This is a genomic window from Streptomyces sp. UG1 (assembly GCF_049974585.1).
In the GTDB taxonomy this organism is placed as follows: domain Bacteria; phylum Actinomycetota; class Actinomycetes; order Streptomycetales; family Streptomycetaceae; genus Streptomyces.
The window spans coordinates 46,130-72,721 of record NZ_JBNGGG010000052.1 but is presented as its reverse complement, the minus strand read 5'-3'; the positions used below and the strand labels follow the sequence as shown (position 1 = coordinate 72,721).

At 70.9% G+C, this 26,592-nt stretch carries 22 protein-coding genes and 1 pseudogene; 11 read left to right on the top strand and 12 right to left on the bottom strand.

The annotated features are described in order from the left end of the window. Positions 1-20 precede the first annotated feature (20 nt). From ACP4J3_RS42860 to phsA, 3 genes and pseudogenes are all read right to left on the bottom strand, one after another. Positions 21-641, bottom strand: a complete 621-nt coding sequence (locus tag ACP4J3_RS42860; RefSeq protein WP_426542293.1) for a LysE family translocator — start codon at positions 639-641, stop codon at positions 21-23. A gap of 100 nt (positions 642-741) precedes the next feature. Further along, positions 742-1,326, bottom strand: a complete 585-nt coding sequence (locus ACP4J3_RS42855; protein WP_426542291.1) for a PDZ domain-containing protein — start codon at positions 1,324-1,326, stop codon at positions 742-744. 91 nt (positions 1,327-1,417) lie between these two features. After that, positions 1,418-3,336: pseudogene (gene phsA, locus ACP4J3_RS42850) on the bottom strand (O-aminophenol oxidase PhsA). A 165-nt stretch (positions 3,337-3,501) separates the two neighbouring features. Between phsA and ACP4J3_RS42845 the strand changes: the two are divergent. After that, positions 3,502-4,974 carry a hypothetical protein gene (locus tag ACP4J3_RS42845; RefSeq protein WP_426542289.1) on the top strand — a complete coding sequence of 491 codons (1,473 nt, stop codon included), beginning with the start codon at positions 3,502-3,504 and terminating at the stop codon, positions 4,972-4,974. Here the strand turns inward: ACP4J3_RS42845 and cyc2 are convergent. Further along, positions 4,967-7,126 carry a germacradienol/geosmin synthase Cyc2 gene (gene cyc2, locus ACP4J3_RS42840; RefSeq protein WP_426542287.1) on the bottom strand — a complete coding sequence of 720 codons (2,160 nt, stop codon included), beginning with the start codon at positions 7,124-7,126 and terminating at the stop codon, positions 4,967-4,969. The two genes, ACP4J3_RS42845 and cyc2, sit on opposite strands and share 8 nt — an antisense overlap. A gap of 168 nt (positions 7,127-7,294) precedes the next feature. Here cyc2 and ACP4J3_RS42835 point away from each other — a divergent pair, with 168 nt between their 5' ends. Then, a complete protein-coding gene (locus ACP4J3_RS42835; RefSeq protein WP_426542285.1) occupies positions 7,295-8,536 on the top strand; it encodes an endonuclease/exonuclease/phosphatase family protein in 1,242 nt (413 codons plus the stop codon). Between the two features lie 6 nt (positions 8,537-8,542). Here the strand turns inward: ACP4J3_RS42835 and ACP4J3_RS42830 are convergent, their stop codons facing one another. The 3 genes from ACP4J3_RS42830 to ACP4J3_RS42820 form a co-directional block, all read right to left on the bottom strand. After that, positions 8,543-9,292: an ABC transporter ATP-binding protein gene (locus ACP4J3_RS42830; RefSeq protein ID WP_426542283.1), complete on the bottom strand. Its 750-nt coding sequence runs from the start codon at positions 9,290-9,292 to the stop codon at positions 8,543-8,545. 37 nt (positions 9,293-9,329) lie between these two features. Next, a complete protein-coding gene (locus tag ACP4J3_RS42825) occupies positions 9,330-10,214 on the bottom strand; it encodes an ABC transporter permease (RefSeq protein ID WP_426542281.1) in 885 nt (294 codons plus the stop codon). Positions 10,215-10,398: 184 nt separating this feature from the next. Continuing rightward, positions 10,399-11,592, bottom strand: coding sequence for an ABC transporter substrate-binding protein (locus tag ACP4J3_RS42820; protein ID WP_426542279.1), 1,194 nt, complete (start codon positions 11,590-11,592; stop codon positions 10,399-10,401). Between the two features lie 200 nt (positions 11,593-11,792). Between ACP4J3_RS42820 and ACP4J3_RS42815 the strand changes: the two genes are divergently transcribed. Continuing rightward, the gene (locus ACP4J3_RS42815) at positions 11,793-13,055 is read left to right on the top strand and encodes a cytochrome P450 (RefSeq protein ID WP_426542277.1); all 1,263 of its coding nucleotides are present in this window, start codon (positions 11,793-11,795) and stop codon (positions 13,053-13,055) included. An 18-nt stretch (positions 13,056-13,073) separates the two neighbouring features. Here the strand turns inward: ACP4J3_RS42815 and ACP4J3_RS42810 are convergent, their stop codons facing one another. From ACP4J3_RS42810 to ACP4J3_RS42795, 4 genes are all read right to left on the bottom strand, one after another. Beyond that, on the bottom strand, positions 13,074-14,261 hold the full coding sequence (locus ACP4J3_RS42810; protein WP_426542275.1) for a damage-control phosphatase ARMT1 family protein: 1,188 nt from the start codon (positions 14,259-14,261) through the stop codon (positions 13,074-13,076). Between the two features lie 81 nt (positions 14,262-14,342). Further along, positions 14,343-14,993 carry a ScbR family autoregulator-binding transcription factor gene (locus ACP4J3_RS42805; RefSeq protein WP_426542273.1) on the bottom strand — a complete coding sequence of 217 codons (651 nt, stop codon included), beginning with the start codon at positions 14,991-14,993 and terminating at the stop codon, positions 14,343-14,345. Between the two features lie 71 nt (positions 14,994-15,064). Continuing rightward, a complete protein-coding gene (locus ACP4J3_RS42800; protein ID WP_426542327.1) occupies positions 15,065-15,283 on the bottom strand; it encodes an AfsA-related hotdog domain-containing protein in 219 nt (72 codons plus the stop codon). A gap of 609 nt (positions 15,284-15,892) precedes the next feature. After that, the gene (locus ACP4J3_RS42795) at positions 15,893-17,701 is read right to left on the bottom strand and encodes a S8 family peptidase (protein WP_426542271.1); all 1,809 of its coding nucleotides are present in this window, start codon (positions 17,699-17,701) and stop codon (positions 15,893-15,895) included. Positions 17,702-18,065: 364 nt separating this feature from the next. Here ACP4J3_RS42795 and ACP4J3_RS42790 point away from each other — a divergent pair, with 364 nt between their 5' ends. Then, the gene (locus ACP4J3_RS42790) at positions 18,066-19,019 is read left to right on the top strand and encodes a lytic polysaccharide monooxygenase auxiliary activity family 9 protein (protein WP_426542325.1); all 954 of its coding nucleotides are present in this window, start codon (positions 18,066-18,068) and stop codon (positions 19,017-19,019) included. Between the two features lie 18 nt (positions 19,020-19,037). On the opposite strand, the gene ACP4J3_RS42785 is transcribed toward ACP4J3_RS42790, so the two are convergent. Continuing rightward, the gene (locus tag ACP4J3_RS42785) at positions 19,038-19,691 is read right to left on the bottom strand and encodes a Tat pathway signal sequence domain protein (RefSeq protein ID WP_426542269.1); all 654 of its coding nucleotides are present in this window, start codon (positions 19,689-19,691) and stop codon (positions 19,038-19,040) included. 547 nt (positions 19,692-20,238) lie between these two features. On the opposite strand from ACP4J3_RS42785, the gene ACP4J3_RS42780 reads away from it, so the two are divergent. The 7 genes from ACP4J3_RS42780 to ACP4J3_RS42750 all read left to right on the top strand — a co-directional run bounded on the left by ACP4J3_RS42780 (position 20,239) and on the right by ACP4J3_RS42750 (position 26,531). After that, positions 20,239-20,913: a DUF6230 family protein gene (locus ACP4J3_RS42780; RefSeq protein WP_426542267.1), complete on the top strand. Its 675-nt coding sequence runs from the start codon at positions 20,239-20,241 to the stop codon at positions 20,911-20,913. Continuing rightward, on the top strand, positions 20,910-21,320 hold the full coding sequence (locus ACP4J3_RS42775) for a DUF6114 domain-containing protein (RefSeq protein ID WP_426542265.1): 411 nt from the start codon (positions 20,910-20,912) through the stop codon (positions 21,318-21,320). The genes ACP4J3_RS42780 and ACP4J3_RS42775 overlap by 4 nt, the downstream gene beginning before the upstream one ends. A 306-nt stretch (positions 21,321-21,626) precedes the next feature. Further along, entirely contained in the window at positions 21,627-22,622 is a 996-nt protein-coding gene (locus ACP4J3_RS42770) for a substrate-binding domain-containing protein (protein ID WP_426542263.1), read from the top strand. A gap of 164 nt (positions 22,623-22,786) precedes the next feature. Beyond that, positions 22,787-25,165: a sensor histidine kinase gene (locus ACP4J3_RS42765; RefSeq protein WP_426542261.1), complete on the top strand. Its 2,379-nt coding sequence runs from the start codon at positions 22,787-22,789 to the stop codon at positions 25,163-25,165. 11 nt (positions 25,166-25,176) lie between these two features. Continuing rightward, positions 25,177-25,596 (top strand): roadblock/LC7 domain-containing protein, encoded by a 420-nt coding sequence (locus ACP4J3_RS42760; protein ID WP_147997842.1) that lies wholly within the window; start codon positions 25,177-25,179, stop codon positions 25,594-25,596. Further along, positions 25,577-25,957 carry a DUF742 domain-containing protein gene (locus ACP4J3_RS42755; protein ID WP_426542259.1) on the top strand — a complete coding sequence of 127 codons (381 nt, stop codon included), beginning with the start codon at positions 25,577-25,579 and terminating at the stop codon, positions 25,955-25,957. The genes ACP4J3_RS42760 and ACP4J3_RS42755 overlap by 20 nt, the downstream gene beginning before the upstream one ends. Then, the gene (locus ACP4J3_RS42750; protein ID WP_426542257.1) at positions 25,944-26,531 is read left to right on the top strand and encodes a GTP-binding protein; all 588 of its coding nucleotides are present in this window, start codon (positions 25,944-25,946) and stop codon (positions 26,529-26,531) included. The genes ACP4J3_RS42755 and ACP4J3_RS42750 overlap by 14 nt, the downstream gene beginning before the upstream one ends. Positions 26,532-26,592 lie beyond the last annotated feature (61 nt).

Below are 26,592 nucleotides of genomic sequence, written 5' to 3'. Positions count from 1 at the left end.
GACGACTGCTCCGGCACGGCTCAGCCCTCCAGTGCCATACGGACGCCGAGGAGGAGCAGCACGCCTCCGGAGACCTGTTCCAGGCGCCGGCGCACGCCCGCGCGGGACAGCACGGACTTCAGCCGGCCGACGAACCAGACGTACAGGCCGTAGTAGCCGACCTCGTAGAGCGCCCAGAGCGCGGCGAGGCCGACCATGGCCGGCAGGTGCGGGGCGCCCTGCGGCACGAACTGCGGCAGGAAGGACATGGCGAAGACAGCCGCCTTGGGGTTGGCGAGGTTGAGCAGCAGCCCGCCCCGGTAGGAGGCCCAGCCGCGCTGGTGCGCGCCCTCCCATGCGCCGTCCTCGGCGCCCTTGGCGCGCCGGGCCTGCCGCAGGGCCTGGACGCCGAAGCCGACGAGCACGACCGCGCCGACGACGCGGATCACGTCGTACGCCACCTCGGAGGCCGTCAGCAGCGCGGTCAGGCCGAACGCGGCGACGACTCCCCAGATGAAGACGCCGGTCTCGTTGCCCAGCACGGTCAGGAAGCCGGAGCGCCTGCTCCGCAGCGACTGCTTGATGATCAGCACGGTGCTCGGGCCGGGCGAGGCGGCGACGAGGGTGCAGGCTCCCAGGAAGGCGATGAGGGTGGTGAGCATGGGGCCATCGTGGCCCTGCCGGCCGGACGCCACCAGTGGTTTTCCCGGACGAACGCCACCAGTGGTCTTCGCGGACTCCGCGCGGGTGCGCGCGGGACGCTCAGGTGACGACTGCCGGGACGACCGTCAGTTGCTGGTAGCCGCCGCTGCGGTGGCGCACCGTCAGGGTGACCTCGCGGCCGGGGCGGGACCCGGCGACGGCGCGGGCGAGGTCGGCGGCCGAGTCGATGCGGGTTTTGCCGAACGCGAGGAGCAGGTCGCCGCGGATCAGGCCGGCCGTGTATCCCGGCCCGGGGACGTGGACGCCGACGACCAGGGCGCCCGGCTTCCCGGCGTCCACGGCCTCCACGCCGAGGGTCGCGACGACGGCCGGGGTCGGCGCGGGGGCCGGGGCCGGGGACGCCGCAGGGGCCGATGTCCCCGGGCTTCCGGGTGTGCCGTGCACCGTCTGCCGCTGGAGCTCGGCGAGTCGGCTCATGCCGATCACCGTGGCGCCCAGGGTGCCGAGTCCGACGCCGGACAGGATCAGGACCAGCCCGGCCAGCAGGGCGCACCACAGGGTCGCGAGCCGTCGGCCCCGGCGCCGGGGCGCGGCGTGCGGACGCCGTGCGCCGGGGTCGGACGAGACGCCTTCGCCGGGCCCCTGACCAGGCATGGGCTTGGGTCGCAACGCAGTCTGTTCCATCGGATCGCCTCCGGCTGGTGACTACCCTGCGCACCGGCGCACAACGAGCCACGAACGAGTGAGACTGACCGGTGGACCACGCGCGCGTACGTCAGCCTGTGCGGCCCTGGCCATGGCCGCCGTGCCCACCGCCGTGGTCGAACTTCAGTGCCTGAGCCGGCATGACGACGAACGGCCGCATCATGCCCATGTCCTCGTGCTCGAGGAGGTGGCAGTGGTACATGAACCGGCCGTAGGCGCCGTCGAACCTGCCCATCACGCGCAGCATCTGGTTCCCCGGCACCCGGAAGACGTCCTTGTGGCCGAGTTCGTTGGGCGCGAGCGGGATCGTGGTGCCCGCGTCGTGACGGATCGGGCCGCGGGTGCCGCCGATCGCCGGGTCGAAGCCGGAGACGTCGTAGGCGTCCCGGCCCAGGAGCTGGAAGTCGGCCAGGTGGATGTGCATGGGGTGGACGATCGGCGCGAGGTTGAGGAAGCTCCACTGCTCGTGGCTGCCCTCGGCGATGGTGAAGCCCAGGCCGTCGTTGAACGTGCGGGCGATGCGCCGGTAGGTCCTGGTCCTCCCGTCCGGTCCGGTGACCTGGATGACGCCGTCGGTGGGGACCTGGATGTCGCCCGGGTCCTCGACCTCCGTCATCTCCCACATCTCGGGATGGCCGCCGCCGCCCTTGGTGGCAGGCGGGGTGAGCACGATCAGGCGGTGGCCGTGCTCGATGTCGTGCGTCAGCCGGCGGAAGGAGCCGGAGAGCACCTCGGGCAGTTCGAAGGTGTCCTCCTCGCACCGCTCCCCGACCCGGAACTCCACGACCGCCGGATAGCGCACGTCACCGGCCGGGTCCGGCACGCCCGGCGGCTGGTTGCCGCCCTTGTTGACCAGGCGGAGCCGCCGGCCGGCGAGCCCGCGGAAGTCGACGAGCAGGTCGAAGCTCCCCCACTGCCTTAAGGGCGTGGGGGCACCCCCATGGCCGGCGCCGCGGTCAGCGTGGGCAGCGCGCCCTCGAAGTCGATCGGGACCGGGCGCGGCAGCAGCCCGCCGTCGCTGCCGATCTGATGGACGATGCCCGGCACCGGGTTGTCGTCCTCGTCGATCAGGACGAGGTCGAAGGTGCGCGCGTTGGACGCGTTGACCAGCCGGAAGCGGTACCAGGCGGGGTCCACGTCGGCGTACGGCCAGATGCGGCCGTTGACCGTGGTGTACGGGCCGGTGAACGGGAGGGAGACCGGCTTGCCCGTCTCCGGGTTCTCCTGCTGGACGATCACCGTCTTGTGCAGCAGCCGCCCGTTGAGCCGGCCGTCCTCGTCGGTGTCGAGGTTGCGGTCGGCGAGCAGCAGCGGGATCTCCCGCTCCCCGCAGGGCAGGTGGAGGGCGTCCTCCTCGTCGTCACGGACGAGGTAGGTGCCGTACAGGCCCGTCATCACGTTCCACCGGGTGATGTTCATCGCGTGGTCGTGGTACCACCACTGCACCGCCTGGTGGTCGTTCGGGTACTCGGAGAGCTGGGCGTCGCCGAAGCCGACCGCGTTGTCCGCCCAGCCGTCGTTGCCGCCGCCCGTCTGGGCGCCGTGCAGGTGGGTGACCGTCCAGGCGGGCAGGGCGGCGACGTCCTTGTCGGGCTCGACGCCCTCGCGGCCGGGCTCGGTGCCGGCCTGCGGGCGGCCGTCCGTGCGCAGCGGCACCTCGACCGCGGTGACCGGGTACTCGCTGTCCTGGGGAATGCGGTTGGTCCAGGCGATGCGCACGCGCTGTCCGCGCCGCACCTCGATGGTGGGGCCGGGCACCTGGCCGTCGTAGCCCCACATCAGGGTCGGCGGCAACTGCGGGTGCAGGCGCACCCAGGTCGGGCGTAACGCGATCTCGGTCTCGCGCAGGACGTCGTCGGAGGCCGGGCGCAGGACGGGCGGGACGGGCAGCGGGGCCGCGTACGGCGTGAGCTCGCCGGTGCCGAGCGGCTGCTCCTTCGTCTCGGCCTTGGTGTCGCTGTCCGTGAGCCTCTCGATGATGTCGGTCAAGGTCGAACACCCCCGTGTGTTCTCGTCGTCTGTTCCCCTTCACCCCAGAAGACTCCCGGCGCACCGGCGAAGTTCCCTGAATGTCCCGTTCCGCACGAAAAGTTTCGGAAACGGCATCCGGAGGGGGGAAGTCCGCTGTCAGTGAGGGCTGTTACGTTCTGTGACATGACCGATCACGCGCTGCGGCTGCTCCGAGAGAACCCGCGTCTGGCCGAACTGGCGGCGTTCCCCTTCGACTTCGACATCTCCCGTGCCGCCCATGGCCATGTCGAGTCGGTCCGCCTCGCCTCGGGCGGACCCCTCGAGGTGGTGGCCGGGGACGACACGGGCGGCACGTACTTCGTGTGCGCGGACGGCTCGGTGCTGTACGCCGACTCGGAGGGCTCGGCCGGGATCATCGGCTCCAGCGTCGACGAGGCACTGGAGATCAGGATCGGTCTGGCGGAGGTCGAGGACGACGAGGAGGGGCACGAACAGCGGGGTGAACTCAACCGGGCACGGGCCGAACTGCGCGCCGCGCTGGGCTTTCCGGAGCGCTCTCCCGCGCAGCTCGAAGCCATGCTCCGGGCCGCGCTCCTGCGCACCGAGCCCGACTTCGTCCTGCTGAACGACCTGGAGCACAGCGCCTATCGACTGCTCGACACCTACCCGCGCCCGCCCCTGTGGGAGCCGGTGCTCGCGAGCGGCCACGCCGACCTCGCCCGGCTGCGGGCCGGCGACCGCACGGCGTGGGAGGAGCTGGCCGAGGACGCCGTACGGCGCCGACTCGCCCTGCGGGCCGCGCAGTTCGACCGTGCCGAGGGCGATCTGGAGCTGCTGCGGCATCTGCTGCGGCACGAGACGAAGTCCTCGATGACGGACGAACTGCGCCTGGCCACCGTACTGGTGGGGTTGCGCGGGGACCCGGAGGATCTGCCTCTGCTGCACGAGGTGCGGGAGACGGACTTCGACACCGCGTGCGGCCTCGGCGGAATGCCGGAACCAGGTGCGGCCGGGGAGAAGCTGCGGGAGTGGGCGCGGGAGCTCGACGACGTGCTGTTCGGCACGGACCCCTCGGACGAGCCGGTGAGCACCTGGACCGACCTGGCCTACGACCAGGGCATGACCGAGCTGGCCCGGGTGACGCTGATCCGCGAACTCGACGAGATCGTCTTGGACCAGAGCGGACTCCGCCGCCCCGACGCGCCACACGCGCTGGCCACGGCCCCTTTGAGCGCGCTCGCCCATGACTTCGAGAGACTCGGCGACCTGCCACAGGCGCTGCGCGCCCACCGTCTGTACGCCGCGCTTCAGGAGACGACGTGGGACCGGGTCTCGGCCCGGCACACCCAGGCCCGTCTGGAGCGAGAGTCGGGCCTGCTGTGCGAGGCCGTGAGAAGCCTGGCCGCCGTGCGGGACGCCCTGGACACCCCGGGAGACGACTCGCTGCGCCATTGGCGGAACGTGAACCTGGGCCGCTTCATCGCCGAGGAGCACTACCTGCTCACCCGCGCCCTGGCCGACGCGGGCCTCGCCGACGAGGCCCGCGCGCTCCTCACGGCCGCCGACGCGATACTCGGCGAGCTCTCGGAGAACGCCGCGCGGGGCGTCCGGGAACTCGCCGACAAGACCGCGGCGCGGGTGCGGGAGGTCAGATGAGGGCGGGCACGGCGGGCGCGCGGTCCGGCAGGAAACCGTGGGCCCGGCGGGCCAGGTACTCGGCCTGGTAGCGGAGGACCGTCCGGTGCCAGTTCAGGATGCCCGCCATCCAGTTCTGGAGGTCGACCACATAGTTCCCCATGATCTCCCGAGCCTCTTCCGAGAGCCCGAAGTCCTCGTACACGATGGGCAGTTCGTGCGCGGCGACATGCTCGAACTGCTGCATGCGCTGGGTCATCAGGTCGTGGACGACCTCCAGCGCGGTCGGGTAGTCGATGCCGAAGAAGTTCTGCACGACGAGGATCGCGTTGTGGATCTCGCCCTCGTACTCGATCTCCTTCTGGTACGAGAAGACGTCGTTGAGGAGGCAGGCGTAGTCGACCGCGGCGTTCTCCAGTGAGCGGACGGGCCCGCTGCGGTACACCTCCGGCGGTACGGCGGGGCCGTGGCCCATGCGGCAGAGGCTGAGAGTGAGGTCGGCGCCGAAGGTCTCGCGGCGCATCTCCAGATAGTCGACCGGGTCGGGGATGCGGTTCTGGAGCTGGTTGGACAGCTCCCACACCCAGCTCTCGGTCATGACGTCCACCGCGTCCTTCAGGGTGCGCCGCTCCTGCTCGGTCATCTCGGCCGTGGTGCGCGCCCACAGGTCGACCAGGCCGCGTTCCATGCCGTTGGCGGGGATCAGTGCCGGCTCGCCGTCGAGGGGCATGCAGTCCGACAGTCGCCGGGTGGTGAGCCGGGCGGCGGCCAGGTCGCGGCGGTGGCCGAAGACGAGGGGGTAGTAGTCGTCGCCGTAGGTGCCCCAGGCGAGCCACTGGGCGCTGAGGTCGAGGGCCTCGGGGGTCGCGTCGGGGTCCAGACCGGCCGAGCACAGCGCAAGGTCGTAGGCGGCGAGTTTGTCCTCGTCCCACACGCCCTCCTGGAGCATGCCCATGCGGTGCATCCACTCCGTCAGGCGCCCTCGGGCGGCGGCGAGGTGCGGACTCAGCTCGACCTCGAAGGGCATGTGGAAGTCGGGGAGCAGGGACGGGCCGACCTTCTGGTACGGCACGTGCGTGTAGGCGCGCAGGCGTTCGGCGCCGGCCGCGGCGAGCAGGGCGCCGACGTCGGCGGCGGAGGTGCCGGCTCCGGACGGGCCTCGCCAGGGCGTGGTGGGCTCGGCGCGCTCGTTCATGTACCGGCTGGAGCGCAGGTGCCATTCGTGGCCGCCGGACTGCCAGTCCTGCAGCCCCTGGGTGTACGCGGCGACCGCCGCCACCTCCTCGGGGGTGAGGCCCTTCTCCAGCGCGACGGCGGGTACTTCGGTGAAGGCGGTGTGCTCGAACTGGTGGAGCCGGGAGGTGAGGACGTCGTTGACGGTGTCGGCGGCCTCCTGGGTGGTGCAGCCGAAGAACTTCTCCAGCACCAGGACGCCGTTGCTGAGTTCGCCCTCGTCCTCGACCTCGCGCTGGTAGGAGAACAGGTCGTTGCGCAGGTGCACGGCGTCGGAGAACGTCTCCATCAGCACCCTGAGCGGCCTGGACTCGGCGACGGACGCGGGGACTTCGGCGGTCGCGTACTCCACCAGGCCCGACGACCAGGGGGCGCCGCCCACCTTGCGGCGCATCTCGATGTACTCGACGGGGTTGGCGACGCGGCCTTCGTTGATGTTGGACAGTTCCCACAGGGACTCGTTGAGGAGATGCTCGGTCGCCACGGCGAAACGGCGGCGCCAGTCGGCGGACATCTTGGGCACCGTGCGCGTCCACAGGTCGGCGAGGCCCGCCTCGACCGGGTTCTGCGGTTCCGGCATCGGCGTCGCCAGGTCCATCGGCATGAACAGCGGCAGCCGGTCGAGATAGGCCTTGCCGCCGGCGCGGTCCTGGGTGCGCTTGAAGGTCTCCAGGAAGTGGTCGTCGAAGAAGAAGACCCACACGTACCAGTCGGTGATCAGGGACAGGGCGGGGCCGTCGCATTCGGGATGGGTGTAGGCGCAGAGCAGACCGTAGTCATGCGCGTCCAGATCGGCCTGCTCCCAGATCCCGGATCCCTCCAGCATGCCCATCTCGCGCGCCCACTCGGTCGAATGGGCGCGGGCCTCGTCGACATGCGGGTTCAGCCGCGCGGGATACGGCATGTAGAAGTGCGGGAGTTCGAAGGGCTGCTGCGTCATGGCCGGGCCCTACCCCCGGCCCCCGACGGGCATCCGCGGTGCGGGACATGATCACACCATCGCGTGAATGCGGGGTGAATCCGGGAGTTCTCGCGGGGGCTTGTGGCGTTCATCTCTACGCGCGCAGACTTCTTCCGGCTCTGTGTCCCCTCCCGCACCGGAGTAGCGATGAACCCCACCGGATCTCTCTCCCGTCGCACGGCGCTGGCCTCCCTCGCCGGAGCGGCGCTGGCCACCACCGCGGCGTTCCCGGCCTCGGCGACCGAGCGGCACGGCCGCCGGTCCGTCCGGTTCGCCACCTTCAACGCCTCGCTGAACCGCTCCGCCCAGGGCGCGCTGATCGCCGATCTGTCCACGCCGGACAACGCCCAGGCGCGCAACGTCGCCGAGACCATCCAGCGGGTCGACCCGGACGTCCTGCTGATCAACGAGTTCGACTACGACGAGCGGGGCAGAGCGGTCCGCCTGTTCCTGCGCAACTACCTGGCCGTCGGGCACAACGGCGCCGAGCCGGTCCGCTTCCCGTACCACTTCACCGGCCCGGTGAACACGGGCGTAGCCACCGGCGTGGACCTCGACGGCAAGAACGGCGCGGTCACGACGCCGGGGTCGGACGCGTACGCCCAGGACGCCTACGGCTATGGCTGGTTCCCGGGGCAGTACGGCATGGTCGTGCTGTCGAAGTACCCGATCGACACGCGCGCGGTGCGCACCTTCCAGCGCTTCCTGTGGAAGGACATGCCGGGCCACATCATGCCGCCGGACTACTACAGCGACGAGGCCCGCGCGATCCTGCGGCTGTCCTCGAAGAGCCACTGGGACGTGCCGGTGTGCATCGGGCGCGACACCGTGCACTTCCTGGTCTCGCACCCGACGCCGCCCACCTTCGACGGCGCCGAGGACCGCAACGGGCGGCGCAACCATGACGAGATCCGGCTGTGGGCCGACTACGTCGGCGGGCGGCGGCGCAGCTCGTACCTCTACGACGACAAGGGCCGGCGCGGTGGGCTGCGGGCCGGGGCGCGGTTCGTGATCGCGGGTGACAACAACGCCGATCCGTATGACGGTGACAGTTACGACCACGCGATCGTGCAGTTGCTCGACCATCCGGCGGTGAACGCTCCGGCCGCCGCGCCGGCGAGTGCGGGCGGGGTGGAGGCCGCGAGGCTCCAGGGCGGCGCCAATGGCTCGCACCTCGGGGATCCTGCGTACGACACCTCCGACTTCGGCGACAACGCGCCCGGAAATCTGCGGGTCGACTACGTGCTGCCGTCCAAGGGGCTGATACCGGGTGCGAACGGTGTCTTCTGGCCGACGTCCGGGGACCCGCTGTACCGGCTGGTGGGGGACGGGGTGACGGTGCCGACGTCCGACCATCGGATGGTGTGGCAGGACGTGTGGCTGGGCTGAGGGCTGTCATCTGTTGCGTACCGCCCGTCCCACCTCCGATCGCAGCGCGACGAACTCCGCCGAGCCCCGGGTCGTGATCTGGTCCCGGGTGCCGGGGAGTTCCACCGGCAGGTCCAGGACGACCTTGGCGCCCGGTCCCGGGGAGAGGACGACGACTCGGTCGCCCAGGTACACGCTCTCGTCGATGTCATGGGTGACGAAGACGATCGTCGCGCCGTCCGTGCGGTGGACCTCCAGGAGCAGGTCCTCCAGGTCCTCGCGGGTCTGGGCGTCCAGGGAGCCGAAGGGTTCGTCCATGAGGAGCAGGGAGGGGCGGCAGACCAGGGCGCGGGCGATCGCCACGCGTTGCTGCATACCGCCGGAGAGCTGCCAGGAGTGGCGGCGCGCGGTGTCGGTGAGGCCGACGCGGGCCAGGATGCGGTCGGCCTCGGCGCGGCGTTCCGCTCGCGGCAGACCCCGGCGGCGCAGCGGGAGGGCCACGTTCTCGCGGACCGTGAGCCAGGGATAGAGGGAGCGGGCGTAGTCCTGGAAGACCACGGCCAGGTTGTCGGGGACGCCCCGTACTGGGGTGTCGTCCAGCGTGATCGTGCCGTCGTAGCCGGGCAGCAGTCCCGCGATAGTGCGCAGGAGGGTGGACTTGCCGCAGCCGGACGGGCCCACGACACACAGGAGTTGGCCGTCGGGCACGGTGAGGGTGATGTCGTGCAGGACCTGGTGGTCGCCGTAGTGCCTGCCGACCGCGGCTAGGCGGAGCATGGCTGTCCCTGGACGGTGGTGGTACGGGGTGTGGGGGTCATGTGGTCGTCGTCCTCTCCCTGCCCACGAGTCGCTTCTCGACCGCCAGCAGGCCCGTGTTGAGGAGGTAGCCGAGGGCGCCCAGCAGGACCAGTGCCGCCCAGACGGTGAGCAGGTCGGAGCGGGACTGGGCGTCGGTGAGGGTGAAGCCGATGCCGTTGGCGGTGCCCGGGAGCAGTTCCGAGAACACCATGAGGATGAGGGAGAGGGACAGGCTCAGGCGCAGGCCGGCGAAGATGCGGGGCAGCGCGGACGGGAGGATCAGGAAGCGGAGCCGTTCGGCGGGGGTGAGGCGCAGGACGGCGGCGACCTCGACGCGCAGGGGGTCGGTGTCGCGGGCGCCTTCGGCCGTGTTGATCAGCACCGGCCAGACGGCGCTGAAGACGATCGACGCGATCTGCATCGGCGTACCGAAGTCGAAGATCACGACGAACACGGGGACCAGCGCGGGCGGCGGCACGGCGCGGGCGAACTGCAGAACCGGGTCGCACAGGGCGTACACCCGCCGCGAGCGGCCGATCGCGACACCGAGCGCGATCCCGGCGACGGCGGCGACGGCGAACCCGGCGGCCATCCGCCCGAGGCTGGGCAGGACGTCGCCGACGGCCGCCTCGGTGAGGAAGACGTGCCGGGCGGGTCCCGAGAACCAGAGATCGACGGCGTGCCGCGCGATCTCGGCGGGCGGCGGGAAGTACACGCTGCCGTGCGCACCGGCACCCCACTGCCATACGGCCACGGCGAGAGCGAGCACGAGCCAGCGGAGCAGAGCGTGGCGTACGACGACCGGGACGGAGACGAAGCGGCGGTGCGTGGCCGTGCCCTGCCGCGCCGCGACAGGCCGCCCTCCGGCACGGGACGCGTCGGCCTCGGCAGGGCCGGGCATCCCCCGCGGCTCGGATGCGGCTGCGTCAGAGCCGGACACCCCCCGCGGCTCGGATGCGGCTGCGTCAGAGCCGTTCATCAGCCCTCCTCACCGCATGAAGCACGGTCAGCCGGCCGGTACGCGCGACCAGGCCGGCCGAAGCGACCTGCCCGCCCAGTGCCCTCACTCCATGACTCCCCTCACCTCACGGCGCCCCGCCGGCCCGGCGTCCACGGAAACAACCTCCGCTCCCCCCACACCAGCACCCCGTTGATGACCAGCCCGAGAGCCCCCGCCCACACCACCCCCGCCAGCGCATCCCGGGTGCCGTCGGTCGCCAGGCCCGCCTGGGCGATGAAGATGCCCAGGCCCTCGCCGAAGCCGGAGAGGATCTCCGTGGCGACGGCCAGGATGAGGGCGACCGCGGCCGAGATGCGGATGCCGGCCGCGATGAAGGGGGCAGTGCCGGGGAGTTCGACGCGGCCGCCTCTCCGTGCTGCTGCAACGACGCGGGGTCGATCGGCTTCTTCAGCATCCCCTGCTTCTTCATCAGGTCGGTGAGCCGGGTGAGCTGCGCGGCGTCCACGGTGGGCGGGAAGAGGGGCAGGTCGATCGACTCGGCCTGTTCCTCGGTCACCTTGGTGTACGTCGGCAGCATGTCCCGGACGACGGACGGGTCCTTCTCCGCGATCTCCACGGCCGCCTTGAGGGCCCGCCGGAACGCGGCCAGCGTCTCGCCGTTGCCGCCCACGTACTTGCTCGTGCTGATGTAGCCGCTCAGCGGGATCGACTCCACCGGCGGGGACGAGCCGTCGATGAGGACCCTGGCGTTCAGGTCGTGCTGGATGGCGTTGTCGTAGGGCTCGACCGCGTGCACGGCGTCCACCTGTCCCTCGTCGAGCGCCGCGCCCATCTGCGGGAAGGGGATCGCCCGGTAGACGGGCCGGTCGACGCCCTGTCTCTGAAGGATCTCGTTGAAGGTGAGCGACTGGACGTTGTTCAGCACGTTGACGGCGAGCTTCTTGCCCGCCAGGTCGGCGATGCTCTTGATGTCCGAGTCCTCGGAGACCAGCACATCCATCATCCGCGGCGCCGCCCTGATCGCCTCGGCGACGATCCGGATGTCGAGGGTGCCCTGCTCATGGGCCTGGAGATAGGTCACGTAGTTCGCGCTGGCGACCATGTCGATCTGGCCCTTGGCCAGGGCGGGCAGCGCCTGGAGGCTCTGCTGGATCTGCTGGATGCGGACGTCGAGCCCCTCCTTCTCGAACAGGCCCCGGTCCTGCGCGATATACAGGGCGACACAGTCGATCAGGGGCAGGGCCGCCACCCGTACGGTCTCCCGGCCGTCGGCTCCGGACGCGGAGTCCCCGTCGTCGCCGCAAGCGGTGACCGCCACCAGCATGAGGGTGGCCGCGGCGGCCGCCGCAGTCCTCGTTCCCGAGCGCAATTGACGTAACGGCATGCCGCCATGACTAGCAAGAATTTGTCATGATCACCACATGGAGTACGACATGGAGCACCTGAACACGGGCCCTCAGCACAGCAACCCGACGCGCCGATCTGTCGGTCTTCACCGATATACGTCACCTTGGTCACGTGACCGTCCACGACGCTCCCCCCGTCCCCGACGTCTTCGACCCCCGGCAGTACGCCACCGGGGTGCCCTACGACGCCTACCGCGTCCTGCGCGACCACCATCCCGTGGCCCGGCAGGACGAGCACGAGGTGCTGGGCTGGCCGGCCGGGCCGGGGTTCTGGGCGGTGACCCGGCACGCGGACGTCGTGCGGGTGCTCAAGGACTCGGCGACGTACTCCTCGTACATCGGCGCGACCCAGATCCGCGACCCCGACCCGGACGACCTGCCGTTCATCCGGCGCATGATGCTCAATCAGGACCCGCCGGGACACGGCCGGCTGCGGCGGCTGGTCAGCCGGGCCTTCACTCCCGGCCGCGTCGACCGTTTCGCCGGGCTCGCCGAGGCACGGGCGCACACGCTCCTCGCGCAGGCCCTGGACACGGCCCGCACGGGGGACGGCACCGTGGACCTGGTCGCCGCCGTGACCGACGACTACGCCCTGCTCAACCTGGCCGACCTGCTCGGCGTGCCGGAGGCGGACCGCGGGCTGCTGCTGCACTGGACGCGGCGGGTCATCGGCTACCAGGATCCCGACGAGGCCGGTCCCCAGGTGCGGGACGCCCAGGGCAGGCCGGTCAATCCGCGCTCGCCCGCGATGCTGCGGGACATGTTCGACTACGCCGGCCAACTGGCCGCCCACAAGCGGCGCTACCCCGCCGACGACGTGATGACCACCCTGGCTCACGACGCCGAACTCGCCGGTCCGGAGCTGGAGATGTTCTTCTTCCTGCTCACCGTCGCGGGCAACGACACCGTCCGCAGCGCGGCGCCGGGCGGGCTGCTGGCGCTGGCCGAGCACCCGCAGGCGTGCGCGCGCCTGCGCGAAGGTCGCGTCCAACTCGCCCCGGCCGTCGATGAGTTGCTGCGCTGGCATCCTCCCGTTCTCACCTTCCGCCGCACCGCCGCCGAGGACACGGAGCTGGCCGGGCGGCGCATCCGCGCGGGTGACAAGGTCGTCGTCTTCCACGCCTCCGCCAACCGCGACGAACGCGTCTTCGCCGGCCCGGACCGACTGGACCTGTCCCGCGCGCCCAATCCGCAGGTGTCCTTCGGCGACGGCCCGCACGTCTGTCTGGGCGCGCACTTCGCCCGGCTGCAGTTGCGGGTGCTCTACCGGGAGGCCGTGCGGGTGCTGCCCGTACTGCGCACGGCGGGGCCGCCCAGGCGGCTGCTGTCGAACTTCATCAACGGGATCAAGTCGCTGCCGATGCGGATCACCTGAGCCCGGCCACCACCCGGGTCACCTCCGCACCTGGATCAGCGCATGCGTTCCACCGGTCCGCCACTTCTGGCCCTCCGCCGCCACCAGCGCCGCCTCCGTGCCGGCGTCCAGGCCGGTGATCACATCGGACTTCAGGGTGCGCAGGGCGGCGACCGGGCCGGGGAAGTGGGCGGTGACCTCGGTGAACGGTGTGGTCGGTGGCCAGAGCCGGTCGCCGACGAGGCGGCGGTAGTTGAGGTCGCCCTTGACGAGGGTGAGGGTGGCGTCGGCCAGCTCCGCGCGGAGGTCGGCGGGCATGGCCGCGTACGGCAGCGGGGCACTGGAGAAGGGGTGCGCGCGGACGGTGAGGCGGCCGTCCGTCATCGCCGACCAGAGCGTGTGGCCGTACGTCGCGGCGGCACCCGGTGCCGCCGAGAGCCGGCGCAGGGCGTCGAGGACGTCGGCGTGGGTGGCGTCGGAGACGTAGTACGGATACGGCTTGATGTGCAGGACGGCCCGTGCGACGCGCCCCTGGGTGAGGAGACGGGCGATGAGGAGCAGGTCGGGGACGAGTTCGCGGCCCGCGTTGTCGGCGATCAGGCACAGGGTGGCCGAGCCGGTGGGCGGCAGGAGGGACCACAGGGTCGCGCTGTCGTCGGCCACCAGGGGCGGGGTGTCGGAGGCGGTCTCGTCGTGCGCGGCGGACAGCCGGAAGCCGAGGTCCGCGCGATTGCCCCAGAGCGAGCCGTGCAGCAGCGCCCGGTCCTGTTCGTCGGCGGGCCGGTCGGTGAGGGCGTCGAGGGCGGACAGTTCCTCGTCCGTCTCCGGGGCGTCGAGTTCGGCCAGCTTGGAGGGGCGGAAGGGGTCGATGCCCTGCCAGGGTCCGGGCGTGAAGTAGCCGACGGCTTCAAGAAGTTGGCGGTAGAAGTAGCTCTCCGACCACAGCCACGGTACGTCGAACCAGGAGCGGCCGGTGTACTCCTCGGTGCCCCATGCCGCCCAGCGGTCCCGGTCGTGCGCGTCGGCGGGGAGCGGTTCGATCACGCCCTTGGTGCAGCTCGCGAGGAGCGCGTCCAGGGCGCGGTGCCGGTCGGGGTCGTACGGGAAGGCCTCCCGCACCTGCCGGATGATCGCGGGATGCCGCTCGGCGAGCACGCTGTGCGGGAACGAGCCGGGTTCGTTCCCGAGGAGCACGGGCGCGGGCGGGGTGTCGGACCTCTCGGGCATGCGCCTCACGGTACCGCCCGTGTCATGCGGCCCAGGGGATGCTTTGAACGTCCCGCACAGCACCGACGGCGCCCGGGACTTTCAGAACACCGCCTGGATCTCCCGCTCCAACTGTGTCGCGAGCGCGAGATAGCGGGCCCGGCGGGGTACGGGGACCAGGCCGCGGATCATGAGGTGCCACATCTCGGCGACCCTGCGGGGCTGGCGGGCGACGGGTTCGAGGGAGCGGCCGACGACTCGGGTGCCGACGAAGAAGCAGACGAGGGCGTGGGCCGCGGCGTCGGCGTCGACGTCCGGGTGGATGTCGGACTCCCTGGCGGCGCCGTGGAGTTTGCGGGTGGAGATGTCCAGCAGCTCGGTGAAGGGGTGCCGCAGCGGCGGCCGTATCACCACTCCCCCGGTGGCCAGGCGCAGGCCGGCCCGGGTGACCGGGCCCTCGACGGCGAGGCGGGTGATGCCGAACGTCGTGCGTATCAGCGCCTCCAGTGCGGTGTGGCCCCGGGCGTCCATCTCGCTGGCCACCTGCCGGGAGGCTCTGGACTGCATTTCCATGATCGCCTGCGCCAGGTCCTCCTTCGCGGCGAAGTGGAAGTACAGCGCCCCCTTGGTGACCTGGGCATGCTCGACGATGTCGCTGAGGCTGGTCGATTCATAGCCGTGACGGTCGAACAGCTCGGCTGCGGCCGTGAGGATCGTGGTGCGGGTCTGTTCCGCGCGTAACTGCCTCGCCATCGGCTGTTTCTCCTGAGGACGGAAAAAGAACGGCTCGTGCCGTTTGTTTCTTACTCCCTGTACACGATAACTCACCCGCGCACAGGGCCCACCTCGCACTCGCACACCGTCGACTCCCCCTGCCGTCCCAAGACTTGTACGTCATACGGGCCGCCGGCGTTCGCATCCGCTTCCATTTTCTGGACGGGTGGCGCCTGGCGGGCGGCCTCCAGCAGGAGCATCCCGGGCACATGGTCCGGTGAATGGCCGAAGAAAACAGCATGTTCGGTATCGACTTGGAGTACGGCCACCCGAAGTCGGCGGTAGGCGGCCGCGCTTGTCCAGGTCACGGCGGGCCGGGCGGCCGCCTCGATCCAGCGGTTCGGGACGGGTGGTGAACCCCGACCGGTCTGCCGACACGTGTAACCGATGTGCCTGCGACCACTCGGCGAAAACGGTGAACCGATGGGTGTCGGCGCTGGTGACACCGGTGAGAAACGTTTCCGCCGACGAGGCCCGGTGAACGCGCGGAAAAGACATGTGTCCTCCTTGGGCCCCCGTATGTGCGCTGACAGACCTGCGAGCTGCCCGTGCCGCGAGCGTTAGCGTACGAGGCGATCGGTTTGTTTTCAATGCGGGCTGGGGTCGCCCGGCCCTGCCCGAATCGCCCCGGCGTACGCCGGGCGCGCAGGTTTCGACTTGGCTTGCCGTGCAGGCTGCAGGCCCTCGTCGACATCACCATCGACGAGGGCGACGCGGAGCGGGCGGAGTTGGACCTGTCCCGTCGCTGAGCGTGCAGGCGCAGACCGGAGTGATGGTTTCCATGGCGTCCGCCGGGCGCCACCCGGCAGCACATGACGGCGGGCCGGCCGATGCCCCATCCGCATCGGCCGGCCCGCCCGCTTGTGGTACGCGTCCGCTCAGAAGGTCAGCTTCCAGCTGTTGAGCCGACCCGTGTCCTGCGCCGCGACGTCCTGGACGCGCAGCTTCCAGGTGCCGTTGGCGGCCTCGCTGGAGGCGTTCACCGTGTAGGTGGCGTTGACGTTGTCCGCGGAGTCCGAGGAGCTGGCGGACTTCAGGCGGTACGCCGAACCGTCCGGGGCGACGAGGTCGATGACCAGGTCACCGCGCCAGGTGTGGGTGATGTCCACGCCGACCTGGAGGGCCGAGGGGGCGTTGCCGCTGCGGCCGCTGACGGTGATCGGGGACTCGATCGCGGAGCCGTTGTCCGGGATGGAGACCGCGGTGGTGCTGGTGAAGGTGGTGCCCCCCGTGGAGCCGCCGGAGCCGCCGCTCACCGCCTGCACCGTCTTGGCCGCGTCCGCCAGGCCCGCGCCGCAGCCGCCCGAGCAGGTGCCGGGGAGAGCACGCGAGTTGGTCTTGATCGCGGACTCGATCTGGGCCGGGGTGAGCGAGGAGTTCGCCGACTTCATCAGCGCGGCGAGGCCCGCGATGTGCGGGGCGGCCATGCTGGTGCCCTGGTAGTACTTGTAGTTCTCGCTGGACGGCCCCTGGGCGCCGGAGTTCAGCGTGGACAGGATGCCGTTGCCTGTGACGGAGTTCGTCTCCCCGCCCGGAGCGGCGATGTCGACGACCGAACCGAAGTTGGAGTAGTACGAGCGGTTACCCTCGCGGTCGCTGGCCGCCACGCTGATGACGTTGTTGCAGCTCGCCGGCGAGTAGTTGGCCGCGTTGGCGTTGCTGTTGCCCGCCGCGACGACGACCGTGGTGCCGCGGTTCACGGCGGCGTTGATGGCGCTCTGGGTCGCGGTGGTGCAGGAACCGCCGCCGCCCAGGCTCATGTTGATGACCTTGGCGACGTTGGCGTTCGCCGGGACACCGGAGACCGTGCCGCCGGACGCCCAGGTGATGGCGTCGATGATGTCGGAGTCGTAGCCGCCGCACTTGCCGAGCACGCGCACCGGGGAGATCTTCGCGCCGTGCGCGATGCCCGCGACGCCCTTGCCGTTGTTGGTGACGGCCGCGATGGTGCCCGCGACGTGGGTGCCGTGCCAGGAGGAGGACTGGGCGGTCCAGCCGGGCTGGCACTCGTTGGCCGTGGTCCAGTCGCCCGGGTCGGCCGGGTTGCTGTCACGGCCGTTGCCGTCATTGGCGACCGCGGTGTCCGAGATGAAGTCGTAGCCGGCGACGACGTTCGCGCCGAGGTCGGAGTGGCTGACATAGCCGGTGTCGATGACGGCGACGGTCACCCCGCTGCCGGTGGCGACGTCCCAGGCACCCGGCACGTTCATGCCGGCGGTGGACTCGAACAGGTCCCACTGCTTGCCGTACTCGGTGTCGTTGGGCGTGGCCAGCGGCTTGTTCAGCCGGTCCGGCACGACGTAGGCGACCTGCGGGTCGGCCTGGTACTCGGCGACGACGTCGGCGACGTCCGCCTTGGTGAGCTTCGCGCCCAGGTCGACGAGGGCGGCGCCGGAGCCGAGGCGGCGCTGGAAGTCGACGTTCTCGCCGGCCTTCTCGCCCTTGGCGGCGGCGTCGGCCTTGGCGGCCTTGTCCGACCTGGCCTCGACGGCGCCGGACTTGTAGCCGACGATGAGGCGCTCGGCCGGGGTGCCGGGGGCGGCCTCGGTCTGCGCCGTCGGGACGGCGGCCTCCTGTGAGGGGGCGTCCTGGGCCACGGCGACCGAGGTGGTGGCGGCCGTGAAGAGCGCGGCGGAGACCGCGGCGACGGATATCAGGTTCCGTCTGAGAGATGTGGAGGTACGCAAGGGGAGTGCCTTTCGTGTACCGGCCGTACTCCGGACAGCGCGGAGCGGCGGACGATTTCGCTTCGTCCTCGAAGCGGCGGGGGGTATATCGAAAGTGCGGGGTGCGGTGGCCGGCCTGGCACGAGCGACGACCCGTTCGGGGTTACCTGTGGGTCGGCTGTGGTCGAACGATAGGCAAAGAAAAGGTCATCGGGATACAGGGGAAACCCTCGATCCGGCTGGAACACCCCCCTCTGTGTCGGGCGGTTGACCGGTAATGACGGTCTCTGCCCGCTTTATCGGTCGGTGAACGCGCCGTTCCCGTCCCCCGTACTGGACGAGGACCGTTCCCGCGCCGGCCGAGGAGACGTTCCGGATGCCCCGGATGCCCTGGATGAGATCGCACCGCTTCGCCCTGGCGGCCGCCGCCGTCACACCGCTGCTGTTCACGGTGGGGACGGCGGGCCCGGCGCAGGCGCACGGGGCGCCGACGGATCCGACGAGCAGGGTGTACGCCTGTTCCCCCGACGGCGGCAGCGCCGCGGGGTCGGCGGCGTGCCGGGCCGCCGTGGCGTCGAACGGTGCGCCCTTCACGGCCTGGGACAATCTGCGGATCGCGCAGGTGAACGGCCGGGACCGGCAGGTCGTCCCCGACGGGATGCTGTGCAGCGGCGGGCTGCCCGCCTACCGGGGCCTCGATCTCGCCCGCGCCGACTGGCCGTCGACCCGGCTGGCCCCGGGCGCCGCCCTGACCATGCGGTACGTCTCGACGATCCCGCACACCGGCACCTTCCGGCTCTATCTCACCAAGCCCGGCTACGACCCGACGAAGCCGCTGGCCTGGTCCGACCTTCCCGAGAAGCCGTTCGCCGAAGTGACCGACCCGGCGCTGACGGACGGGGCGTACCGGATCCGGGCGAAGCTGCCGTCTGATCGCTCCGGGCGGCATGTGCTGTTCACCATCTGGCAGAACAGCAGCACGCCGGACACGTACTACTCGTGCTCGGACGTGGTGTTCCCGGCAGGCGCGAGCGCCGGGAACGGGGGCGGCGGGAGCACGGCGTCGCCCGGCGCGGGCGCCGACAGCGAACGTACGGCCGCGGCTCCTTCGCCGACGACCGAACCGCGCGCGAGCGAGCGGCGCACGGCCGACCCCTCGCCCCCTGCCGCAACGCCCGCGGGCGCCGGGACCCCGCGCACCCAGGGCGACAGCGCTCCGGTGGCTTCCACCGGGGCCGCGGACACGGGGCCGTCGACGCCGCTGCTGGCGGGCGGCGCCGCCGCGGTGCTGGTGCTCACCGGGGGCGCCGCCCTGGCGCTGCGGTTGCGTCGGAGGTGAACTCCGGTGCGGTGGGCTTCAGTTGACGTAGACCGCCTCGCCACCGCTGGTCACCGGGGCGTACTTGGCGGTGAAGTAGCCGTTGGCGAAGCACAGGCCCGAGCCGGAGACCTTGGTGAACTGAGCGCTGCTGAAGTTGATGGTGTTGTCGTCGTTGCTCGCCGTGCCGGACAGGCTGGGCGCCTGGTAGACGCAGTTGATGCTGCCCAGCAGGGTCCGCAGGACGACCGTGGTCTGGATGGTGGAGCCCTCGGCCGGGGTGACGGTGACGGTGCCGTCGGAGGCCACCGCCGCGCTGTACGGCAGGTTGTTGACCGTGATGCTGGTGACGCCGAGCACGCCGAGCACGTTGGTGGTGCAGCTCGCGGCGTCGAAGGTGTGCGCGGAGACCGACTCCGTCGCGGCCCCGGGCGCTGAGGGGTTGTCCGTCACGGTGGCCGTGAACTGCGACGACGTGCAGGAGATACCGCTCGTCCCGGTCGCGCTGGAGTAGAACGTGGCGGCGGTGCCGCTCGCCAGCGGCGCGGTGAGGACCTCGCCGGCCGCGAGGGCCGTACCACCGACGGAGCCGGTGGTGAGGACGGCGCCGTCGGCCGCCGAGGCGGGGCCGGCCATGGGGAGGGTGAGGGCGGCGACGGTGCCGGCGAGGGTGAGGAGGGTGCGCGTGCGCATGCGGGTGTACCTCGTCTTTCGTTGCAGGGGTGATGTGCCGTTGCCGGCCCGTGACGCCTTCTCCGTACGTGACGGACCGGCAACGGCGGGGGCGTCCTGCACGGGCCGAGGGGGAAGCGACCGTGCGGGCGCCTTGGAGTGAACTCAAGGAAATGTGAAGGACATCAGGTCCGGGAACGCGGGCAGTGGCCGCGTGACGGCGGATCCGGCGCCACGGATCCAGGGGGGAGCCAGGGAGAGTTGTAGACCTGAGGGTCCGTCAACGTCAAGGATTTTGCGGGGAGTTGATATTCGCCATGGGACATTGCGAGGCTCCGGGTGACGCCCGAGTCACAGGTGGCACATAATCAACACCTTTTTTACACAACTGCCTTGACCCTCGAGTGTAACCACCGGTAACTTCCCGGCTTGGCTACTGCGGAGTACGAGAAAGCCCTTGCACCCGCCGGGAGTTGCAAGGAGGCGTGCGCCGTGGGCGCTGTCCGCGCCAGGACAACGTGCCGCTGATGCCCTACCCGCACACTTTTCTGCACATGGGAGCAGTTCTATGGCCTTGTCCGAGAACCCGGAAAGCGGTTCCGTTTCCGAAGCGTCCGAAACCCCCGAAGACCCCGCGAGACGCGGTCGGGTCCGGGCGCGCCGCGCCGCCGTGATGGCGGTGCCGGCCACCCTGGTCGCCGCCACTCTCGCGGTCCTCACCGCCGAGGGCGCGCTGGGCGTTCAGTTCGCCATCTCCGGCATGCCCTTCACGGTCACCGCGAGCGAGCTCAAAGGCGAGGGCTTCGAGCAGTACGGCGGCCTCGACCACATGGCGCCGGGCAGCCCCAACGAGGGCGACACCGGCGGCCAGGTGCTGGTCGTCACCTCCGTGATCAAGAAGGCGACCCTCACGAAGCTGTGTCAGAGCGTCGATCTCGGCGGCACGAACCTGCTCATCACCGCGGGTGGTGGGGAAAAGAAGGTCAGCGCGAGGGATCTCACCACCGACTCGACCGACCTGTCGGGTGACGCGGCGTTCCGCAACATCGAGATCGGCAACGACGCGAGCACCCTGGACAAAGCCGGGGCCAACGCACCCAAGGGACCCATCGGGGTCTTCAGCCAGCAGTCGGACGAGGTACGCATCGCCAATCTGCGGCAGACCAACTACGCCACGACGGCTGCGGTGTTCAAGCTTCCCGGTCTGAAGCTCCGCTTCAGCAGTGAAGGTTGCCCGAAGTGAGCGAGCACAAGGGCTTCCGGTCGGCCTTCCGCCGCTGGCGGGCCGACCGGCCGTTCTGGGGCGGGCTGCTGCTCGCCCTGGGCGGGGCATGGATCCTGCTCACCATGAAGGCGTCGCTGAAGGTCGTCCTGCATGTCGGCATGCAGGGGGTGGCCGGATATCTGCTGCCCGGACTGATGGTGTTGCTGGGGTTGCTGGTGCTGTTCAACCCGGCACAGCGGCTGTTCTACTCGATCACCGGCGTCCTGATCGCGCTCGGCACCTGGGTCACATCGAATATGGGCGGGTTCTTCCTGGGCCTGCTGCTGGGTGTGGTCGGCAGCTGTCTGACGTTCGGCTGGCTGCCGGATCAGGAACCCCGGCGCAGCCGACGGCAGCGCAGGAAGGAAGCCGCGCTCGCGCCGTAGGAACCTTCACCGGTCTGGACCTCACGGAGCCGGGCGAGTGCGGGGCCGTCGCGCGCGAGCCCGGTTGACCGGGTTTGCGGGCGCAAGCGGTACGGCGCACCTCGTTCCGGTTCGCCGTCCGGCCAGCGGTTCATCACGATGTGGCAGCAACGACTCACGCGGTGTTGTTGCACACTTGACTACCCATGGTCACACGCGATTGGCTCCGCCACAGCGAGAGTTCATCGAGTCGGCGAACTCCCTGTTCGGGTCGGCCGTGCTCTCGTTCGTCCCCGGCTCGGCCGCACAGCGAGGTGCCGCACCCTCATGAAGACTCCACCCCCCTCCCCCGTCCCCACCCGCGTCGCCGCTCTCTCTGCCGCCGCCTGTCTGCTGCTGGCCGGCTGCTCCGCCGTCGGCGGCGGCGACGAGCCGTCCGGCGCGGACGCCGCGGGCGGCGCGCGGATGAAGGTCGCCCTGATCACCCACGGCGGCGAGGGGGACGCCTTCTGGGAGCTGGTGCGCAAGGGTGCGCGGGTGGCGGCCGCCAAGGACGGCGTCGAGCTGAGCTACGCCGATGACAACGACCCGGCGGGCCAGGCCTCTCTGGTGCGGGACGCGATCCGGCAGAAGGTCGACGGCATCGCGGTGACCCTGGCCAAGCCGGCCGCGATGGCGGGTCCCGTCGCCGAGGCCCGGGCGGCCGGCATACCCGTGGTCGGCCTCAACTCCGGTATAGACGAATGGAAGTCCGCGGGCCTGCTGGAGTACTTCGGCCAGGACGAGAGCGTCGCGGGCCGCGCCGTCGGCGACAAGCTGGACGACCTCAAGGCCAAGCACGCGCTGTGCGTCATCCACGAGCGCGGCAACGTCGCCCTGGAGGCACGCTGTGCCGGCGTGAAGAAGGCGTTCGACGGCGAGACCGAGAACCTCTACGTGGACGGCACCGACATGGACGCGGTGACCGCGACCGTCGAGGCCCGGCTGGCGCAGGACCGGGGCATCGACGAAGTGGTCACGATGGGCGCGCAGTTCGCGCTGGCCGCGGTGAAGTCGGCCGACCAGGCCCGCTCCAAGGCGCGCATCGCGACGTTCGATCTCAACCCGGACCTGGTCAAGGCGGTCCAGGGCGGCGACGTGCAGTTCGCCGTGGACCAGCAGCCGTACCTCCAGGGCTATCTCGCGGTGGACTCGCTCTGGCTGTACCACAAAAACGGCAACACCCTCGGCGGCGGCGAGGCGCCCGTGCTCACCGGGCCCGCGTTCGTCACGAAGGCGAACGTCGCCTCGGTCGCGAAGTTCGCGGCCAATGGAACCCGCTGACCGGACAGTTCCCACGACGGTGTCGCCAAAGATTGGGTCACGTATGACGCGTACGCTCACTTGTACGGATAACATCCTGCGCATCCCCCGTGACGTGCCGGACCGCTCCCTCTCCGCTTCCGTGCTGTCCCCGCCCGCCCTCCGCTGATCGCCCTAGGACGACAATGTCTCCACGGACAGGTCCCCGGCGCCGCCTCGGCTCCATCCGTCTCTCCCTGATCCTGCTGGCGCTGGTGCCCAGCGTCACGCTCGCCGCCGTCTGGAGCGTGACGACGATCCAGATGTTCTCGGAGGGCCTGGGGCTGCGCGCACAGACCGGGCTGAGCAAGTCGACCGGCGCCATGGGCACCGAGGCCACGCTCGCCCTCCAGCGGGAGCGCAGCTTCTCGGCCGTATGGCTCGCCACCCGCCAGGAGCCGGCCCGCACCGCGCTGGACGCACAGCGCGCCCAGACCGACAAGGCGGTCGCCAAGCTGCTCGAGAAGTCCGACGAGATCCAGCAGGCCCCCGCCCGGGTCAGGGACCGGATGTACTCGGTCGTCGCGTCCGTGAGCAGCCTGGAGTACTACCGGGCCCAGGTGGACAACCCCACCGACATCCCCGCCGCACAGGCACTGGGGCAGTACACGTCGATCATCGACGACCAGATCCACGCCTTCCAGGAGCTCTCCCAGGTCGACGACGGCGACCTCACCTCGCAGGCGGGCCCGCTCGTCGCGCTGGAGCACGCGGCGGAACTGGTGTCCCAGGAGGACGCGCTGCTGACGCTGGCCTCGCCGGCGCGGAAGATGGACGAGAAGGCGTGGACCGAGTTCGCGGAGCTGGTGAACAGCCGGCGCTGGCTCGTCGAGGACCAGATCATCCCCTCGCTGACCGGGAACGCGAAGACGGAGACCGAGAAGATCCTGCGCAGCCCCGCGTGGCGGACGCTGGAGGACGTCGAGGACCGGGTGCTCGCGGCGCGGGCGTCGGCGCGTGACGGCGGCGACATCGCCGTACCGGACGCGCAGAAGGAGTGGCGCAAGGCGCTGGTCCAGGTCTCGGACGAGTACGGGGTGCTGATCCGGCAGCAGACGGCCGCGCTCCTGCAGCGCAGTGGTGACGAGGCGCGGGCACTGCTGATCAAGGCCGCGTCGCTGAGCGCGGGCGGTCTGCTCGCGCTGCTGCTGTGCGTCGGGATGTCCTGGCGGATCACCCGCTCGCTGTCCCGGCGGCTGCGCGGACTGCGGGAGGCCACCCTGAGTCTGGCCCAGGAGCGGCTGCCCGACGTGGTGGCCAGGCTGGACCGGGGCGAGACCGTCGACGTGGAGCTGGCCACCCCGCCGCTGGACTACGGGCACGACGAACTCGGCCAGGTGGCCGAGGCGTTCAACGCCGCGCAGCGCACCGCCGTGCACACCGCCGTCGAACTCGCCGACACCCGGCGCGGCTTCCAGAAGATCATCCTGGGCATTGCCCGGCAGAGCCAGAACCTGGTCAACCTCCAGCTCACCAAGCTGGACGCGCTGGAGCGCACGCACCAGGACCCCGAGGTGCTCAAGGGCCTGTACGAACTGGACTCCACCGCCAGCCAGTTGCGCCGCTACGAGGAGAACCTCGTCATCATCAGCGGCGAGCGCCCGGGCCGCAACTGGAGCGAGCCGGTCGCGCTGATCGACATCCTGCGCAGTGCCGTGGGCGAGGTCGCAGAGTACCAGCGGGTGGAGGTGCACACCGAGGAGGAGGTGCACCTGGCGCCGCCCGCGGTGGCCGACGTCATCCATCTGCTGGCCGAGCTCATCGAGAACGCCACGCTGTACTCGCCCGCTCCGGCGCCGGTCGGGGTGCGGGCCGCGCTGGTGGCCAAGGGGCTGGCCGTGGAGGTCGAGGACCGCGGCCTGGGCATGTCGGAGGAGGACTACGCCTCGTTCAACGCCCAGTTGGCCGAGCCCCCGCAGTTCGACGTGGTGGCGCTCGCCGACGACCTCAGGCTCGGCATGTTCGTGATCGCCCAGCTCGCCAGGCGACACGGCATCGCGGTCACGCTGCGCTCCTCGCCGTACGGCGGCACGACGGCGATCGTACTGATCCCGCACGACGTCGTGGTGCGGGACGTACCGGCGCCGGAACCCGACGAGGTGGAGCACGCCGGGGCCGCCGAACCCCAGGAGCCGGTACGGGAGTCCCGCCCGGTCGTGCCGGCCCGCACCGCGCCCGCCCCCGAACCGCGCCTGGACGGCCTGTCCCCGCTCCCCCGGCGGGTGCCGCAGACCAGCCTGGCCGCCGAGCTGCGCGAGGAGGCCCCGCCCGCCGAGGAGGACGGCGACACCGACGACTTCACCGCGGAGCGCGCCGCCTCCTCCCTCGCCTGCTTCCAGCGGGGGACGCTCCAGGCCCGCGACGCCGACGACGCGGACCACGACGCGCCCGAGGCCCCGGACCAGAAGGTCCCGGCCGCTCGGCGGGCGCATGACGACGACGCCCACGAGGAGCCGCCCACGGCCGACCCCGCCCCGTCCGCCGCCTCCGCCACGTCCTCCACTCCGCCCGACGACCGCTCATGAAGGACATCGCCATGACACGCCCCACGCCCGCCACGGACACCCAGCTCGACCAGTTGCTCACCGGACTCGTGGAGCGGGTCGCCGACGTCAACCACGCCGTGGTGCTCTCCGAGGACGGACTGGTGGTGAGCAAGTCCACCGGGTTCCTGCGCGACGACGCCGAGCGGCTGGCGGCGACCGCGTCCGGGCTGATGAGCCTCAGCAAGGGCGTCAGCATGGACTTCCGGGGCGGACCGGTGCGCCAGGCGCTGATCGAGATGGCCAACAGCTATCTGATCCTGACCTCCGCCGGACCCGGCGCCCACCTCGTCGTCCTCACCAACCAGGGCGCGGACGTCGGCGTGGTGGCGTACCAGATGAACATGCTGGTGAAGAAGATCGGCGAGCACCTGTCGGCGGCACCGCGGGCGCATGTCGGCCCTGGCGCGTGAGGTGGGCGGAGACGATTCGGCGGGCCGGCTGGTTCGTCCCTTCACGCTGACCGGGGGACGGACCCGGCCGAGCCGCACCGACTTCACCCTGATCACGACCGTGACGGCGGTAAATCCGCCGCCGGAGCGGGCACCGCGGCCGCAGCCCGAGCAACTGCGGATCCTGCGGCGCTGCGCCCGGCCGATCGCCGTGGCGGAGCTGGCGGCCCATCTCGACCTGCCGGTGAGCGTGGTCGCCATCATGCTCTGCGATCTGCTGGAGGCGGGCCTGATCACCGTCCACCCGCCGCACCCCGTCACCCCCCGCACCCCGGATTTGGACCTGTTGCAGAAAGTGAGGGACGGCCTTGGCCGGCTCTGACACCACCGTGGCAGCGGCAGCGCCGCCCGACACGGTCAAGATCCTGATAGCCGGCGGCTTCGGCGTCGGCAAGACCACCATGGTCGGGTCGGTCAGCGAGATCGCCCCGCTGCGCACCGAGGAGCCCCTGACCGCCGCGGGCCTCGGCATCGACGACCTCGACGGCATCGAGCACAAGCGCGCCACCACCGTGGCGTTGGACTTCGGCCGGATCACCATCAGCCGGGAGCTGGTGCTGTATCTGTTCGGTACGCCCGGACAGCAGCGGTTCTGGTTCATGTGGAACGACCTGGCGATCGGCGCGCTCGGCGCCGTCGTCCTGGTCGACGTGCGCCGGCCGGAGTCCAGCTTCGCGGCCATCGACTTCTTCGAGCGCCGGGAGATCCCCTTCGTCATCGGCGTCAACGGCTTCCACGGCGAACACCCCTACCCCGCCGAGGACATCAGGGACGCCCTCGCGCTGCCGGAGCAGGTGCGGGTGCTGCTGTGCGACGCGCGGGAGCGCGAGTCGTGCCGGGATGTGCTGATCGCCCTGATCGACCAGCTCATCGCGGACGCCCGCAAGGCGAGTTGAGGCGGAGCCCGCGCCGACTGGCGGGAATCCGCCAAGGACGACCATGCGATTGACGCGCCAT